Consider the following 14,993-nt stretch of genomic DNA (forward strand, 5'->3'; position numbering starts at 1 on the left):
TATGTCGCGGAATACTGAAGCAACTGACGATGTCAAAACCTGGACCGGCGGCCAGCTGAACTATAAGGAAGGGTTTTTCACCCAACTGCAGACCGACGAGCTGGCGAAAGGGATCAATGAAGAGGTGGTGCGCGCCATCTCGGCAAAACGTAACGAGCCTGAATGGATGCTGACGTTTCGCCTGAACGCTTACCGCGCGTGGCTTGAGATGGAGGAACCGCACTGGCTCAAGGCGCACTACGACACGCTCAACTATCAGGATTTTAGCTACTACTCCGCGCCGTCGTGCGGCAACTGCGACGACAGCTGCGACGCACAGCCGGGCGCGGTACAGCAGCCCGCGGGCAACGCCTTTTTGAGTAAAGAGGTGGAGGCCGCGTTCGAGCAGCTTGGCGTACCGGTCAGAGAGGGTAAAGAGGTGGCGGTGGATGCGATATTCGACTCCGTTTCGGTCGCCACGACCTACCGCGAGAAGCTGGCGGAGCAGGGCATCATTTTCTGCTCCTTTGGCGAAGCCATCCACGATCACCCGGCGCTGGTGCAGAAGTACCTGGGCACCGTGGTGCCCGGCAACGACAACTTTTTCGCCGCGCTGAACGCGGCCGTAGCGTCTGACGGCACCTTTATCTATGTACCGAAAGGCGTGCGCTGCCCGATGGAGCTCTCCACCTATTTTCGTATCAATGCGGAAAAAACCGGGCAGTTTGAACGCACGATCCTGGTGGCGGACGAAGGCAGCTACGTCAGCTACATCGAGGGGTGTTCGGCGCCGGTCCGCGACAGCTATCAGCTGCACGCGGCGGTGGTGGAGGTCATCATTCATAAAGATGCCGAGGTCAAATACTCCACGGTGCAGAACTGGTTTCCCGGCAATGACAACAGCGGCGGTATCCTGAACTTTGTCACCAAGCGCGCGCTGTGCGAAGGCGAAAACAGCAAGATGTCCTGGACCCAGTCGGAAACCGGCTCGGCGATCACCTGGAAATACCCAAGCTGTATCCTGCGCGGCGATAACTCCATCGGCGAGTTTTTCTCCGTGGCGCTGACCAGCGGCCGCCAGCAGGCCGATACCGGCACCAAGATGATCCACATCGGGAAAAATACCCGTTCGACCATCATCTCAAAAGGCATTTCCGCCGGGCACAGCCAGAACAGCTACCGGGGCTTAGTGAAAATCATGCCGACGGCGACCAACGCGCGCAACTACACCCAGTGCGACTCGATGCTGATAGGCCCGGACTGCGGCGCGCATACCTTCCCCTACGTCGAGTGCCGCAACAACAGCGCGCAGCTCGAGCACGAAGCGACAACCTCGCGTATCGGCGAAGATCAGCTGTTCTACTGCCTGCAGCGCGGCATCAGCGAAGACGACGCTATCTCGATGATCGTCAACGGCTTCTGTAAGGACGTTTTTTCAGAGCTGCCGCTGGAGTTTGCCGTAGAAGCGCAAAAACTGCTGGCTATCAGCCTCGAACACAGCGTCGGCTAAGGATTAAGGGATAAGACATGTTAAGTATTAAAGAGTTACAGGTAGCAGTCGAAGACAACGCGATTCTGCGCGGGCTGAGCCTTGAGGTGCGTCCGGGCGAGGTCCACGCCATCATGGGGCCCAACGGCTCCGGGAAAAGCACGCTCTCGGCAACCCTTGCCGGACGGGAAGATTATACCGTCACCGGCGGTTCGGTCACCTTTAAAGGGAAGGATCTGTTTGAGCTGGCGCCGGAAGACCGCGCGGGCGAAGGCATTTTTATGGCCTTCCAGTATCCGGTGGAAATCCCCGGCGTCAGCAACCAGTTTTTTCTGCAGACCGCGCTGAATGCGGTGCGCGGCTATCGCGGGCAGGAGCCGCTCGACCGCTTCGATTTCCAGGACCTGATGGAAGAGAAGATAAAGCTGCTGAAAATGCCGGAAGATTTGCTGACCCGCTCGGTCAACGTCGGCTTCTCCGGCGGTGAGAAAAAGCGCAACGACATTCTGCAAATGGCGGTGCTGGAGCCTGAGCTGTGCATTCTCGATGAGTCGGACTCCGGTCTGGATATCGACGCGCTGAAAATCGTCGCCGACGGCGTGAACTCGCTGCGCGATGGCCGGCGCGCGTTTATCATCGTGACGCACTATCAGCGCATCCTCGACTATATCAGGCCGGATTATGTCCACGTGCTTTACCAGGGGCGAATCGTCAAATCCGGAGATTTCACGCTGGTGAAACAGCTGGAGGAGCAGGGCTATGGCTGGCTTACCGAACAGCAGTAACGCGCTGCAGCAGTGGCACCATCTGTTTGAGCGCGACGGCGAGCGCCGCACGCCCTGGGCGCAGCAGCACCTGCAGCAGATGCTGCGCCTTGGGTTGCCCTCCCGTAAGCATGAGGACTGGAAGTACACGCCGCTCGACGGCCTGCTTAACGGCCCGTTTGTCGCGCTGCAAACGTCGCTGAGCGCGGCCCAGCGGGATGGCCTGGCGCTGCCGCTGGATGCGTTCCGGCTGGTGTTTGTCGACGGGCAGTTTTGCCCGGCGCTGAGCGATAACCTGCAGCACAGCGGGTTTACGGTCACGGTGGATAACCTTCGTGACGCGCTGCCTGCCGCCGTGCAGTCGGAGGTGTTTTTGCATCTCACGGAAAGCCTGTCGGCCACCGTCACGCATATCGCCGTTGCCCGTCATCAGCGTCCGGCAAAGCCGCTGCTGCTGCTGCATATCACGCAGGGCGCCGACGGGGACGCCGTCAACACGGCGCACTATCGTCACCATCTGGAGCTGGCCGAAGGCAGCGAGGCGACGGTTATCGAGCATTATGTCAGCCTGAGCCAGGCGCGCCACTTCACCGGTTCGCGTCTCACCATGCAGGTCGCCGACAACGCGCAGCTGCACCATATCAAGTTGGGGTTTGAAAATGCCGTCAGCCATCACTTTGCCCACAACGATATTCTGTTGGGGCAGGACGCCGCCGCCTTCAGCAACAGCTTCCTGCTGGGCGGCGCGGTGCTGCGTCACAACACCAGCGCCCGGCTTAACGGCGAGAATGCGACGCTACGCATCAACAGCCTGGCGATGCCGGTAAAAAGCGAGGTGTGCGATACCCGTACCTGGCTTGAGCATAACAAGGGGTACTGCAACAGCCGCCAGCTGCATAAAACCATCGTCAGCGATAAGGGGCGCGCGGTGTTTAACGGGGTTATCACCGTAGCGCAGCACGCCATCAAAACTGACGGGCAGATGACGAACAACAATCTGCTGCTGGGACGGCTTGCCGAAGTGGATACCAAACCGCAGCTTGAAATCTATGCCGATGACGTCAAATGCAGCCACGGTGCGACCGTGGGGCGTATCGACGACGAACAGCTGTTTTACCTGCGTTCCCGCGGCATCGGGCAGCAGGCCGCGCAGCAGATGATCATTTATGCCTTTGCCGCTGAGCTGACCGAAGCCATCAGCGACGATGCGCTAAAGCAGCAGGTGCTGGCCCGTATCGGCCAACGCCTGCCGGGAGGTGGAGCATGACCTTTGCCGTCGAACGGGTCAGGGCGGATTTTCCGGTCCTTACCCGCGAAATCAACGGACAGCCGCTGGCGTATCTCGACAGCGCCGCCAGCGCGCAGAAACCGAATCAGGTGATTGACGCCGAGGCTGCGTTCTATCGCCACGGCTACGCCGCCGTGCATCGCGGCATCCATACGCTGAGCGCGGAGGCGACGACGCGCATGGAGAACGTGCGTCAGCAGACGGCGAACTTCCTTAACGCCCGCTCGGCGGAAGAGCTGGTGTTTGTCCGCGGCACCACCGAGGGGATAAACCTGGTCGCCAACAGCTGGGGCAACAGCAACGTTCAGGCCGGGGACAATATCATCATCAGCCAGATGGAGCACCACGCCAACATCGTCCCCTGGCAGATGCTCTGCGCCCGGGCGGGGGCGGAGCTGCGCGTGATCCCGATGAACGTCGACGGCACTCTGCAGCTTGAGGCGATGCCGGGTCTGTTTGATGCGCGCACGCGGCTGCTGGCCATCACCCAGGTGTCCAATGTGCTCGGCACCGAGAACCCGGTAAAAGCGATGGCGGCGCTGGCGCATCAGCACGGCGCGAAAGTGCTGGTGGACGGCGCTCAGGCGGTCATGCACGCGGCGGTGGATGTGCAGGATCTCGACTGCGATTTCTACGTCTTCTCTGGCCACAAGCTCTATGGCCCGACCGGGATCGGCATTCTGTACGTCAAAGAGGCGCTCCTGCAGGCGATGCCGCCGTGGGAAGGGGGCGGGTCGATGATCGCTACCGTCAGCCTGACCGAAGGGACGACCTGGGCGAAAGCGCCCTGGCGCTTTGAGGCGGGAACGCCGAATACCGGTGGGATTATTGCGCTCGGCGCGGCGCTGGAGTACGTCAGCGCGCTGGGGCTTGAGCATATCGCCGACTACGAGCAGACGCTGATGCATTACGCGCTGACCGAGCTGATGACCGTGCCGGATATTACCCTGTACGGTCCACAGGCGCGCGTAGGCGTGGTGGCGTTTAATCTCGGCAAACATCACGCCTTTGATGTCGGTAGCTTTCTCGATAACTACGGCGTCGCGGTGCGTACCGGGCACCACTGCGCTATGCCGCTGATGGCGTTTTATCAGGTGCCCGCCATGTGTCGCGCGTCGCTTGCGATGTACAACACGCACGAAGAGGTCGACCGTCTGGTGACCGGCCTGAAGCGTATTCATCGTTTATTAGGATAGGTTGAGTCATGGCCGTACTACCGGATAAAGAAAAGCTGCTGCGCAACTTTAACCGCTGCGCAAACTGGGAAGAAAAGTATCTCTATATTATCGAGCTCGGACAGCGCCTCGCGCCGCTCAGCGACGCGGAGCATAACCCGGCGAATATTATCCAGGGCTGTCAGAGCCAGGTGTGGATTGTGATGCAGCAAAACGCCGACGGCGTTATTGAGCTGCAGGGAGACAGCGATGCGGCAATTGTGAAAGGGCTAATCGCTATCGTTTTTATTCTTTATCACCAGATGACCGCGCAGGATATTATTGCGTTTGACGTTCGTCCCTGGTTCGAGCAAATGGCGCTGGCGCAGCATCTCACGCCGTCGCGTTCGCAGGGGCTGGAGGCAATGATTCGCGCAATTCGCACGCAAGCCGCAAACCTTGACTAAAATAAAGAGACAGCTTTCATTCTGTTAGCGAGGAACCCAGCCTCGCGGTTTGTTCAGCATCCTGACGTTGGGTCAGTGAATAATAAAGGGAATACCAGTATGAAACGCGCGTCTCTTTTTACCCTTGCTTTCATGGGGGCCTTCAGCGTTTCACAAAGCGCAAAGGCCGTGGATTACCCGTTACCCCCGGACGGCAGCCGCCTGGTCGGGCAAAATCAAACCTACACCGTGCAGGAAGGCGATAAGAACCTGCAAACCATCGCCCGGCGTTTTGACACCGCCGCTATGCTGATTCTTGAAGCCAATAACACCATCGCGCCGGTGCCGAAGCCTGGTACCCTGGTGACTATCCCGTCGCAGCTGCTGCTGCCGGACGTGCCGCGTAAAGGCATTGTGGTGAACCTGGCGGAGCTGCGGCTGTATTACTTCCCGCCGGATGGCAGAAGCGTGCAGGTCTATCCGCTGGGTATCGGCCAGCTTGGCCTGGCGACGCCGGAGATGACGACACGCGTCGGGCAGAAGATCCCCAACCCGACCTGGACCCCGACGCCCGGTATTCGCCAGCGTTCGCTTGAGCGCGGCGTCTCACTGCCGCCGGTCGTGCCTGCCGGGCCGAATAACCCGCTGGGACGCTATGCGCTGCGTCTGGCGTACGGCAGCGGCGAATACCTGATCCACGGCACCAATGCCCCGAGCAGCGTCGGGCTTCGCGTCAGCTCGGGCTGCATGCGGATGTTCCCCGATGATATCAAAGCGCTGTTTATGCAGGTGGGCGTGGGAACGCCGGTCAGGGTCATCAACCAGCCGGTGAAGTACTCCGTCGAGCCGAACGGCAAACGCTATATCGAAGTGCATCGCCCGCTGTCGCAGGACGAAGGGCAGAACACGCAGACCATGTCCTACTCGCTGCCGGTCGGTTTCGCCCAGTTCACCCATGATAAAGCCAGCGATAAGGCGCAGATCGATCGCGCGATGTATCGCCGTGCCGGGTATCCGGTAGTGGTCTCGTCAGGCGCTACGCCCGCGGCAAGCGGAAGCGCGTCGGTGCTTTCCGTGCAAAACGGCGCGGCGGTGACGGCGGCGGAAAAGGTGACGCAATAGGAAGGGGCGTTGCAGGGGTAAACGACAGGCAAAAAAAATGGCGCACAGAGTGCGCCATTTTCATTACAGGTACTCTTACTTACGGTAAGAGTGAGCCTGGTTGTCCAGACGCTGGTTAGCGCGAGCTGCGTCGTCTTTAGCAGCCTGAACGTCAGAACGCATTGCGTTCACGTCGTTGCTCAGCTGGTCAACTTTAGCGTTCAGAGTCTGAACGTCAGAAGACAGCTGATCGATTTTAGCGTTGCTGGAGCAACCAGCCAGCAGAGTAGAACCCAGGATTACCGCGCCCAGTACCAGTTTAGTACGATTCATTATTAATACCCTCTAGATTGAGTTAATCTCCATGTAGCGTTACAAGTATTACACAAACTTTTTTATATTGAGAATATTTTTTTGGTGCGAACACGCTTATTTTTGATCGTTCGCTCAAAGAAGCACCGACTTTCACATTTTGGTTAAAAAAACTGTGTTAAAACAGCGCGCTTCCATCGGATTCATCTTAGATAATCTCTTATTAGATAGTAAAATCCGATTTGATTTTTTATTGAGAGCGTCTATCGATACGAATAAAAAAAGCGCCCCGCAGGGCGCTTTTCAGGCAAAATTAATATTTGCTGTAAATTATTACAGTACGTGCACAGAGGCCGTATTGGTGGTTCCGCTCGGTACCAGCGCGCCGGAAACCATCACCACGACGTCGCCTTTCTGCGCCAGGCCGCGTTCAACCAGCTGCAGGGCCACTTCTTTACCCAGGCGATAGAAATCATCCGTAGAGGCGATTTCTTTCACCAGGTGCGGGATAACGCCTTTGCTGAGCACCAGCTGACGTGCGGTGACTTCGTTGGTGGTCAGCGCCAGGATGGTGGCATCCGGGAAGTACTTACGGATAGCGCGTGCGGATTTACCGCCCTGGGTCGCGACGACGATCAGCGGCGCTTCCAGTTTCTCAGCCGTTTCAACCGCGCCGCGGCATACTGCTTCAGTGATGCGCAGTTTGCGGCTGTCGTTATTGTAGTCCAGACGGCTGGTCATCACGCGGTCGGTACGCTCGCAGATGGTCGCCATGATGGTCACCGCTTCCAGCGGATACTTCCCTTTTGCGGATTCGCCAGACAGCATGACCGCATCGGTGCCGTCGAGGATGGCGTTGGCAACGTCGCCGGCTTCAGCGCGGGTAGGGCGCGGGTTCTTGATCATGGAGTCCAGCATCTGGGTCGCAGTGATAACCACTTTGCGCGCGCGGACGCATTTTTCGATGATCATTTTCTGGGCGAAGATAACTTCTTCAACCGGAATTTCAACGCCCATGTCGCCACGGGCAACCATGATGCCGTCGGACGCTTCGAGGATTTCGTCGAAGTTGTTCAGGCCTTCCTGGTTTTCAATTTTGGAGATGATCTGGATGTTCTCGCCGCCGTGCGCCTTCAGGTGCTCACGGATTTCCAGCACGTCGGAACGCTTACGGATAAAGGAGGCCGCAACGAAGTCTACGCCCTGCTCGCAGCCGAAGATCAGATCCTGCTTGTCTTTCTCAGCCAGCGCCGGCAGCGCGATGGAAACGCCAGGCAGGTTAACGCCTTTGTTTTCGCCCAGGTCGCCGTTGTTCAGCACTTTACAGATAACCTTGTTACCTTCGATAGCGGTAACTTCCATGCCGATCAGGCCGTCGTCAACCAGGATGGTGTTGCCGACTTTCAGATCGCTGGTAAAACCTTCGTAGGTCACCGCAACGATTTCGCTGTTGCCGATAACGGATTTGTCGGTGGTGAAGGTGAAGGTCTGGCCCGCTTTCAGAGCGACGTCGTTACCGCCTTCCAGCTTGATGGTGCGGATTTCTGGACCTTTGGTATCCAGCAGGATCGCCGCTTTCTTACCGGTTCTGCTCATCACGTTGCGCAAGTTCTGGATGCGCTGACCGTGTTCTGCATAGTCACCGTGGGAGAAGTTCAGACGCATGACGTTCATGCCAGCGTCCAGCATTTTGGTCAGCATCTCTTCAGATTCGGTTTTCGGACCGATGGTGCAAACAATTTTGGTCTTTTTCATGACAGTTTTAGTCTTTAAGTTGAGAAGGATATGGAAATCTCGCTCCGGGGGCGCACTGCCACGGAGTCAAACCGATGTAACGAATAATGTTGTGATGCCACGCGTTAAGGATAGGTGACATCAAATAAGCGTGCAGAAGAAAGTGAGCCAGGTTATCAGCTTTACAAGGGTGGTTAAGTTTTGCGCTTTTTTGTGTGTAGTCCAACGAGCTGAAACCATTCAAGTGATAATCGGCGAACATTATACGAGGTTACGGGTAAAAAAGAAAACAAAAACGCTGTTTCAGAACAGGTTAGAAGTCGTTAATGAATTTTATGTAATTTGATCTTTGACAGTAACAGGTCGACGCAGCTTCCGTTTGATCTGCGGTGAATAATTATCAATAATAATTTTATTATTAATAGGTTAGCAGGAGCCAGGCGATGGGTAATCAGAGTAAAGACGACGCGCTGTATCAGGAAATGTGCCGGGTGGTCGGTAAAGTGGTGCTGGAGATGCGCGACCTGGGACAGGAACCGAAGCATATCGTGATTGCCGGCGTGTTGCGCACCGCGCTCGCCAACCCCAAAATTAAGCGCGCAGAGCTGACCCGCGAGGCGATGGAAAAGGTCATTTTCGCGCTGTCGGGACGGTAAAACGACGCAGGAGACATGATGACAGCGACACTTTCCGTACTCGCCGCCGGCAGCCTGAAACGGGCGCTGCTTCCGCTGACGGCGTCGTTTGCGCAAACGACGGGGCTGACGGTTGATATCGATTTTGGTCCGGCAGGGCTGTTGCGCGAGCGGATCGAGGCCGGCGAGCGCTGCAGCCTGTTCGCCTCCGCGAATACCGCGCATCCGCAGGCGCTGCTGCGGCAGGGGAAAGCGCTGAGCGCGCAGACCTTCGCTTTTAATCGCCTGAACCTCACCGCCCGCCGCCTGGCGGATGCGCCGCCGCGGGACTGGCTGGCGCTGCTGGCCGATCCGGCGCTGCGCCTCGCCACCTCAACGCCGGGCAGCGATCCCTCCGGAGACTACACCTGGCAGCTGTTCGACAACATCGAGGCGCGGCACCCCGGGCTGGGCGCGGCCCTGAAGCACAGGGCGCTGCCGCTGGTGGGCGGGCGCGATACCCTGACGGTACCTGCCGCAGAAGTGGCCAGCGCCTGGATCATTCGCTCGGGGCGTGCCGAGCTGTTTATCGGCTACGCGCACTACAGCCGCGCGCTGGCGGGCGCCGACGATCTGCAGATCCTGTCGATTCCCGCGCCCTATAACCCGCTGTGCGAATATCAGATGGCGCTGCTGGACGACAACGAGCCGACGCGGCGGCTGGCGCAGTATATTGTCTCCGCCGCCGGGCAGAGCGTCCTGCGCCAGATGGGGTTTCTAACGCTCGAGGCTGAATAGCGGCGCCAGCACCGGGCAGGGCGAGTCAGCCAGCGTGATTTTACGCACCGTAACTCCGTACGCCTGCCGCAGGTTTTCCTCCGTCAGCACCGCCGACGTTTCGCCCGCCAGCCACTGGCCCTGCGGCAGCAGCAGCAGCGCGTGGCTGGCGACCTGCAGCGCGTGCGTGGGGTCGTGGGTGGTAAACAGCACGCTTCGCTGCTGGCGATGCGCCAGATTGCTGATGAGCTGCAGCACCACCTGCTGATTGGCGAGATCCAGCGCCGAGCAGGGCTCATCCAACAGGATATTCTGACTCCCGCTCACTAGCGCGCGGGCGATCATGACCAGCTGCTGCTGGCCGCCGGAAAGGCCGTTAAACGGCGTACGGGCCAGCGGCAGAATGTTCAGCTGCTGTAGCGCCTCGCTAACCCGCGCGTCGTCCCCGGCGGACGGTTGTGCAAACAGCGCGACGTGGCGCGCCCGCCCCATCAGCACCACATCATGCACCTGCCAGGCAAAGGCCGGACGAAAAGACTGCGGCACGACGCTTGCGCCGCCGCTGACGTGCACGCTGCCGCCAAGCGTCGGCAGCGTGCCGGTAAGGGTGTCGAGCAGCGTACTTTTCCCCCGCCCGTTGGCGCCGAGAATGGCCCAGACGTCGCCGGGACGACACGCAAAGCTCAGCGGCGCAAACAGCGGCTGGCGATAGCCGTAGCGCAGGTTGCTGACGGTAAGTGAAGGCGCCGTCATTGCGCGCGCCTCCGGCTGCTGTACGCCAGCAGCCCGGTAAAGACCGGCGCGCCGAACAGGGCGGTGATGATGCCCAGCGGGATCTCCGCGGCGGTCAGCGTGCGGGCGATATCGTCAACCATGATCATGAATCCGCCGCCCAGCCAGAACGCCGTAGGCAGCAGGCGACGGTGGTCGGCGCCCACCAGCAGGCGCGCCAGATGCGGGATAACCAGACCGACCCAGGCGATGCTGCCGCTGACCGCCACCTGCGCGGCGACCAGCAGCGCACAGCACAGCAGTACGCCGCGGCGCAGCGGCTTTACCGCCACCCCCAGCGTCCGGGCGTCTTTTTCATCCAGCGACAGCAGGTTGATCCGCCAGCGTAGCCGGTACAGCGCCAGCGCGGCCAGACATACCGGCAGCGCCAGGGTCAGCACCTTATGCCAGTTCGCGGTGGCAAAGCTGCCCAGCAGCCAGAAAATGATGTTCGGCAGCGTCTCTTCGGTATCGGCCAGGTACTGCATCAGGCTGACCAGCGCGGCGAAAAAACCGCTGAGAACGATCCCGGAGAGGATCAGCGCCAGCGTGCTTTCCCGCCCCTGCAGCGTCGCAATCAGGTAGACCAGCGCCAGCGCGGCCAGGCCAAAGCCAAAGGTCGAACCCATCATCAGCACGGGGGCGAGCCCGAGCAGAATCGCGAGCGTGCCGCCAAACGCCGCGCCGGAAGTGACGCCGATAATATGCGGGTCGACCAGCGGGTTACGAAACACGCCCTGCAGCGTCGCCCCGCACAGCCCCAGCGCGCCGCCGGCCAGTAGCGCCATCACTACCCGCGGCAGCCGCACCGACCAGACGACCTGCCGGGTGATGTCCGGAAACTGTCCCGGATGGAGCAGGCGCGTCATCACGTCGCCCGCGCTAAGGCGGTACTGCCCCAGGCAGAGCGAGCCCAGCGCCAGCGCGCAGGTGAGCAGAATCAGCAGCGTTTGCAGGGCGCGATAGCGGTTACGGCTGTGCATCCGCGTTCCAGTTGACGCGGTAGAAGCGCTGGTAGTAGTCCTGCGCTTTGGCGTCGACATCAACGTGCTGATAGCGCTGCGGATAGAGCTTCTTCGCCATCCACAGCTCGCCTATCGCCAGCGCCTCAGGCATCGGATAGCCCCAGGCCTTGGCGTATTCCGGCATCAGCCACACCCGATGGTTTTTCACCGCGTCGATCGCCTGCCAGTTGGGATCGTTTTCAATCTCTTTAACCACCTGCGGGTAGCGATCCTGAACAAAAATCACCTGCGGGTTCCACTGTAGCACCTGCTCAAGCGAGACCTGACGCGCGCCTTTCACCGTCGCGGCCGCCACGTTCAGCGCCCCGGCGTGGTTCATCATCAGCCCGGTGTACTTACCGGAGCCGTAGGTGTTGAGATCGGGGTTGGCCATATAAACGCGCACGCGCTTATCCTGGGCAATCTCCGCAACGGGCGCATTGGCGCTGGCGCGCGCGGCAAAGGTGTAATCGATGAGCGCGCGCGCCTCGCGCGTACGGCCCATCACTTCGCCGATCAGCGCGATGCCCTGCTTCAGCCCGTCGTTATAGGCCTGCTCTTCATTGGCCATCGTCGGGTTCATTTTATCTTCTTCGCCCGCGGCGTCCTGGCGCAGCGAAATCGCCACCACCGGAATCCCCGCGCTCTGGATCTGCTGGATCATCGCCGCGGGCGCGTAGTTGGCGACAAACACCGCCTGGGGATGCAGCGCCAGCAGGCTTTCGATATTGACCTGGGTTAAATCCCCCGGCATCGGCAGGTGGTCAATGCCCGGCATAAAGCGGGCGAACCCGGGGCCGAGCTGCTTTTTCCAGCTGCTCAGTACGCCCACGATATCGTCAGCGGCGTTGAGCTGCACCAGCAGGTTCAGCGTCTGGTGCTGCAGCACCACGACCCGGCTGACGGTGTCGGGCAGGGTTACCTGGCGGCCCAATTGGTCAGTGACCGTACGGCTGGCGCCAGCGGGAGAAAAGGTAAGCAGGCAGGCGCAGGCCAGCGTAAGGCTCAGAAGTGTACGTAGCAAACGGGACATAGCATCGCTCAAAGAAAGGGAAGGAGGCGATATGTATTAGAATATATAGCGATTGGGGATGCAATCGCTGTTTCCCGCTCTCCCTCCAAAGTGGGAGAGCGGGTGCGGGCGATCAGAAGTCCATTTTTACCGTGAACTGCACTTCGCGCGGGTCGCCAATCTGGTTGCCGAGGTTGTTGGTGGCGATCGACGAGGTGTAGTAGGTTTTATCGAACAGGTTTTTGACGTTGACCTGCAGCGTCACCGGATACTGCAGCTTCAGCCTATAGGCCGCAAACGCGTCGGCGACGGCGTAGCCGGGCAGATAGTAGTCCGCGCCGTTGGTGCCGGAGCGGCGGCTAACGCCGTGGCCGCCCGCGCCGAAGGTCAGGGTGTTGCTGTTCCAGACGTTATGAATATCGTAGGTCAGGAACAGCGATCCGGTGTGTTTCGGCACGTTCGGCAGCGGCTTACCCGCGTAATCCGGGTCGTCAGTGACCCGGGCGTCGGTGTAGCCATAGCTGGCGATAACGCTCAGATTTTCGGTGAGTGCGCCGGCGAGATCGACCTCCACGCCCCGGGAGCGCACCTTACCGGCGGTTTTGGCGATGGTTTCCCCGCCAATTTGCTCGTTGTACAGCACGTTGCGCTTATGAATATCAAAGAGCGCGATATTCGCGGTCACGCCGCGAAAGAGTTCGAACTTCGCCCCCAGCTCCCAGGCGGTGGACTCCTCCGGCGGCAGATCGCCAATGTAGCTGGCGACAGAGGACTGCGGCATAAACGCCTGCGAGTAGTTGCCGAACAGCGACACGGATGGCGTCAGCTTGTACACCAGGCCCGCCTTCGGCGTCCATTTGCGATCGGCACTGTCGGTGTTTTCCTGGAACGGGCGCCCCTTGCCGGCGTACTGCGTGTAGTACTGGTAGCGCACGCCGGTAACGGCAATCCACCTGTCGGTCAGGTAGAGCGCGTCCTGCACATAGGCGGCGTAGCTCTCCTGCTGGATGCGCTGATCGCTGTCCGCCGCCGACACGGTCGTACACTTATCGAGAGTGCCGTAGACCGGGCTGTAGATATTAAACCCCTTCACGTTCTTGCAGCGGATCATATCGGTGCGCAGCAGATCGTAGTTCTCATAGGCGATACCGCTGAGGATCTCGTTATACATGCCGCCGATGACCACGTTGCCCTGCAGGTCGGCGCGGGCGGCGTGCATTTTTTGCGTCGAACCCTGGGTGGCGTCGACGCGGCGGGTGAGATTGCCGGTTTTCGCGTCATACGCCATCACGCGCGCCTGGTTGTCGCTGTACTTGTCCTGGCTGTAGCTGTAGTCAACGCGGGCGGTCCAGGCGCTGTTCAGCCGGTATTCGGCGTTGAGCTGCGCCAGATCGGATTTGCCGTCGGTAATATTGAACGGCTCATCGAAACGCACCTTAGGATCGACCTTCACCGCCTGCCCGGTGTTGAGATCGAAAATGGTGCCGCGGTCGAACGGAACGTGGTAATCGCGATGCGACCAGGAGAGGTTCACCGTCGCGTCTTCGCCGAACCAGGCCAGCGAAGGGGCGATAAAGCTGCTGCGGTTATTACCGAAGTTGCGCCAGTAATCTTCGTTCTGATATTCGCCGATCAGCCGAAAGGCCAGCGGCGTCCCGTCAATCGGTCCGGTCACGTCGAACTGGCCGCTTCCGCCGCCGAAGCTGCTCGAGGTGCCGGAGAGCGAGCCGCCGAAGGTCTGCTCCGGGCGCTTAGTGATGACGTTAATCAGCCCGCCGGGGTCAAGGATCCCGTACAGGGTCGAGGAGGGCCCCTTCAGCACCTCCACGCGCGAGGTGGCGGCGTTAAAGCTGCGCGGCAGGACGGTGCGAAGGCCGTTGGTCATCACTGAGCCATCGCGGTTGGCGCCAAAACCGCGGCGGGTGAACGCATCCTGAGTACCGCCGAGGGTGTTGGTCTGCACAACGTTTGCCACGTTATACAGCGCTTCATCAAGCGTCGTGACGTGCTGATCCTCAAGCACCTTATCGCTGACGGTATTCACCACCTGGGGGATATCGAGCAGCGGCATCGAGGTCAGCGTCGCCGTGGAGGAGCTGAGCGGCTGATAGCCGTCGGTAGCGCTAAGATCGGCCTGCGCCGTCTCGCCCACAACGGTCATGACGTCCTCTTTCTTATCCTGTGTCGCGGCGGGCTGCGCCGCCATTAATCCCGGAGAGGTCAATACGCCGGCACAGGCCAGCGAAAAGAGCGCACGCCCTTTTATCCCCGCAAAAGAGGGGGTATGTGGAGTCATTGTTATTTTCCCGTGAACAAACAAAAGCCAGTGAAATCATTGCCCTGAACAAAAAATCTATCCGTTATTTCCGCTGTGACGCGATCGGATATGTAATTGAGAATCATTCAATCATGTGAAAATGTAGTAGTAAACGCCGGGCGGCAGAAAAATTTCAGCGGCAGGATTTTTACGCCCGGTATCGCAGCCTTTCGTCGGGGTGTGGTTTTATCATCATGATTTAACGGGGTTTTAAAATTCATGCGGGCAGCG

At 59.6% G+C, this 14,993-nt stretch carries 15 protein-coding genes; 8 read left to right on the top strand and 7 right to left on the bottom strand.

Annotated features, from left to right (window positions below):
* Position 1 precedes the first annotated feature (1 nt).
* From sufB to ldtE, 6 genes are all read left to right on the top strand, one after another.
* A complete protein-coding gene (gene sufB, locus ENTCL_RS10580) occupies positions 2–1,489 on the top strand; it encodes a Fe-S cluster assembly protein SufB (protein ID WP_013366111.1) in 1,488 nt (495 codons plus the stop codon).
* A 17-nt stretch (positions 1,490–1,506) separates the two neighbouring features.
* The gene (sufC, locus tag ENTCL_RS10585; RefSeq protein WP_013366112.1) at positions 1,507–2,253 is read left to right on the top strand and encodes a Fe-S cluster assembly ATPase SufC; all 747 of its coding nucleotides are present in this window, start codon (positions 1,507–1,509) and stop codon (positions 2,251–2,253) included.
* Entirely contained in the window at positions 2,228–3,499 is a 1,272-nt protein-coding gene (gene sufD / locus ENTCL_RS10590; RefSeq protein WP_013366113.1) for a Fe-S cluster assembly protein SufD, read from the top strand. Before sufC ends, sufD begins: the two co-directional genes overlap by 26 nt.
* Positions 3,496–4,716 (top strand): cysteine desulfurase SufS, encoded by a 1,221-nt coding sequence (gene sufS, locus ENTCL_RS10595; protein WP_013366114.1) that lies wholly within the window; start codon positions 3,496–3,498, stop codon positions 4,714–4,716. Before sufD ends, sufS begins: the two co-directional genes overlap by 4 nt.
* An 8-nt stretch (positions 4,717–4,724) precedes the next feature.
* Positions 4,725–5,141, top strand: coding sequence for a cysteine desulfuration protein SufE (sufE, locus tag ENTCL_RS10600; RefSeq protein WP_013366115.1), 417 nt, complete (start codon positions 4,725–4,727; stop codon positions 5,139–5,141).
* Between the two features lie 99 nt (positions 5,142–5,240).
* Positions 5,241–6,242, top strand: a complete 1,002-nt coding sequence (gene ldtE, locus ENTCL_RS10605; protein ID WP_013366116.1) for a L,D-transpeptidase LdtE — start codon at positions 5,241–5,243, stop codon at positions 6,240–6,242.
* A gap of 75 nt (positions 6,243–6,317) precedes the next feature.
* Here the strand turns inward: ldtE and ENTCL_RS10610 are convergent, their stop codons facing one another.
* The 3 genes from ENTCL_RS10610 to ynhH all read right to left on the bottom strand — a co-directional run bounded on the left by ENTCL_RS10610 (position 6,318) and on the right by ynhH (position 8,529).
* Complete coding sequence (locus ENTCL_RS10610; protein WP_002908860.1) at positions 6,318–6,554, bottom strand: major outer membrane lipoprotein; 237 nt, start codon at positions 6,552–6,554, stop codon at positions 6,318–6,320.
* A 312-nt stretch (positions 6,555–6,866) separates the two neighbouring features.
* Positions 6,867–8,288, bottom strand: coding sequence for a pyruvate kinase PykF (gene pykF, locus ENTCL_RS10615; RefSeq protein ID WP_013366117.1), 1,422 nt, complete (start codon positions 8,286–8,288; stop codon positions 6,867–6,869).
* Positions 8,289–8,295: 7 nt separating this feature from the next.
* Positions 8,296–8,529, bottom strand: a complete 234-nt coding sequence (ynhH, locus tag ENTCL_RS24155; RefSeq protein WP_420805090.1) for a protein YnhH — start codon at positions 8,527–8,529, stop codon at positions 8,296–8,298.
* Between the two features lie 181 nt (positions 8,530–8,710).
* Between ynhH and fumD the strand changes: the two genes are divergently transcribed.
* Together fumD and ENTCL_RS10625 are read left to right on the top strand one after the other, a co-directional pair.
* A complete protein-coding gene (fumD, locus tag ENTCL_RS10620; RefSeq protein WP_013366118.1) occupies positions 8,711–8,923 on the top strand; it encodes a fumarate hydratase FumD in 213 nt (70 codons plus the stop codon).
* A gap of 15 nt (positions 8,924–8,938) precedes the next feature.
* Entirely contained in the window at positions 8,939–9,679 is a 741-nt protein-coding gene (locus ENTCL_RS10625) for a substrate-binding domain-containing protein (protein ID WP_044611944.1), read from the top strand.
* On the opposite strand, the gene ENTCL_RS10630 is transcribed toward ENTCL_RS10625, so the two are convergent.
* The 4 genes from ENTCL_RS10630 to ENTCL_RS10645 all read right to left on the bottom strand — a co-directional run bounded on the left by ENTCL_RS10630 (position 9,659) and on the right by ENTCL_RS10645 (position 14,741).
* Positions 9,659–10,411 carry an ABC transporter ATP-binding protein gene (locus ENTCL_RS10630; RefSeq protein ID WP_013366120.1) on the bottom strand — a complete coding sequence of 251 codons (753 nt, stop codon included), beginning with the start codon at positions 10,409–10,411 and terminating at the stop codon, positions 9,659–9,661. The genes ENTCL_RS10625 and ENTCL_RS10630 overlap by 21 nt on opposite strands.
* A complete protein-coding gene (locus ENTCL_RS10635) occupies positions 10,408–11,412 on the bottom strand; it encodes a FecCD family ABC transporter permease (protein ID WP_013366121.1) in 1,005 nt (334 codons plus the stop codon). The genes ENTCL_RS10630 and ENTCL_RS10635 overlap by 4 nt, the downstream gene beginning before the upstream one ends.
* Positions 11,399–12,466 (bottom strand): ABC transporter substrate-binding protein, encoded by a 1,068-nt coding sequence (locus tag ENTCL_RS10640; RefSeq protein WP_013366122.1) that lies wholly within the window; start codon positions 12,464–12,466, stop codon positions 11,399–11,401. The genes ENTCL_RS10635 and ENTCL_RS10640 overlap by 14 nt, the downstream gene beginning before the upstream one ends.
* 112 nt (positions 12,467–12,578) lie before the next feature.
* The gene (locus tag ENTCL_RS10645; RefSeq protein ID WP_013366123.1) at positions 12,579–14,741 is read right to left on the bottom strand and encodes a TonB-dependent siderophore receptor; all 2,163 of its coding nucleotides are present in this window, start codon (positions 14,739–14,741) and stop codon (positions 12,579–12,581) included.
* Between the last annotated feature and the right edge of the window lie 252 nt (positions 14,742–14,993).

This window comes from [Enterobacter] lignolyticus SCF1 (assembly GCF_000164865.1).
GTDB lineage: Bacteria > Pseudomonadota > Gammaproteobacteria > Enterobacterales > Enterobacteriaceae > Enterobacter_B > Enterobacter_B lignolyticus.

What these genes read in the sequence shown, in the direction of transcription:
- ENTCL_RS10625 (WP_044611944.1), top strand. Translation starts at nt 8,939, where the DNA reads ATGATGACAGCGACACTTTCCGTACTCGCCGCCGGCAGCCTGAAACGG.
- sufB (WP_013366111.1), top strand. Translation starts at nt 2, where the DNA reads ATGTCGCGGAATACTGAAGCAACTGACGATGTCAAAACCTGGACCGGC.
- ENTCL_RS10640 (WP_013366122.1), bottom strand. Translation starts at nt 12,466, where the DNA reads ATGTCCCGTTTGCTACGTACACTTCTGAGCCTTACGCTGGCCTGCGCC.
- ynhH (WP_420805090.1), bottom strand. Translation starts at nt 8,529, where the DNA reads ATGTTCGCCGATTATCACTTGAATGGTTTCAGCTCGTTGGACTACACA.
- ENTCL_RS10635 (WP_013366121.1), bottom strand. Translation starts at nt 11,412, where the DNA reads ATGCACAGCCGTAACCGCTATCGCGCCCTGCAAACGCTGCTGATTCTG.
- ENTCL_RS10645 (WP_013366123.1), bottom strand. Translation starts at nt 14,741, where the DNA reads ATGACTCCACATACCCCCTCTTTTGCGGGGATAAAAGGGCGTGCGCTC.
- ENTCL_RS10630 (WP_013366120.1), bottom strand. Translation starts at nt 10,411, where the DNA reads ATGACGGCGCCTTCACTTACCGTCAGCAACCTGCGCTACGGCTATCGC.
- sufD (WP_013366113.1), top strand. Translation starts at nt 2,228, where the DNA reads ATGGCTGGCTTACCGAACAGCAGTAACGCGCTGCAGCAGTGGCACCAT.
- ldtE (WP_013366116.1), top strand. Translation starts at nt 5,241, where the DNA reads ATGAAACGCGCGTCTCTTTTTACCCTTGCTTTCATGGGGGCCTTCAGC.
- sufE (WP_013366115.1), top strand. Translation starts at nt 4,725, where the DNA reads ATGGCCGTACTACCGGATAAAGAAAAGCTGCTGCGCAACTTTAACCGC.
- pykF (WP_013366117.1), bottom strand. Translation starts at nt 8,288, where the DNA reads ATGAAAAAGACCAAAATTGTTTGCACCATCGGTCCGAAAACCGAATCT.
- fumD (WP_013366118.1), top strand. Translation starts at nt 8,711, where the DNA reads ATGGGTAATCAGAGTAAAGACGACGCGCTGTATCAGGAAATGTGCCGG.
- sufC (WP_013366112.1), top strand. Translation starts at nt 1,507, where the DNA reads ATGTTAAGTATTAAAGAGTTACAGGTAGCAGTCGAAGACAACGCGATT.
- sufS (WP_013366114.1), top strand. Translation starts at nt 3,496, where the DNA reads ATGACCTTTGCCGTCGAACGGGTCAGGGCGGATTTTCCGGTCCTTACC.
- ENTCL_RS10610 (WP_002908860.1), bottom strand. Translation starts at nt 6,554, where the DNA reads ATGAATCGTACTAAACTGGTACTGGGCGCGGTAATCCTGGGTTCTACT.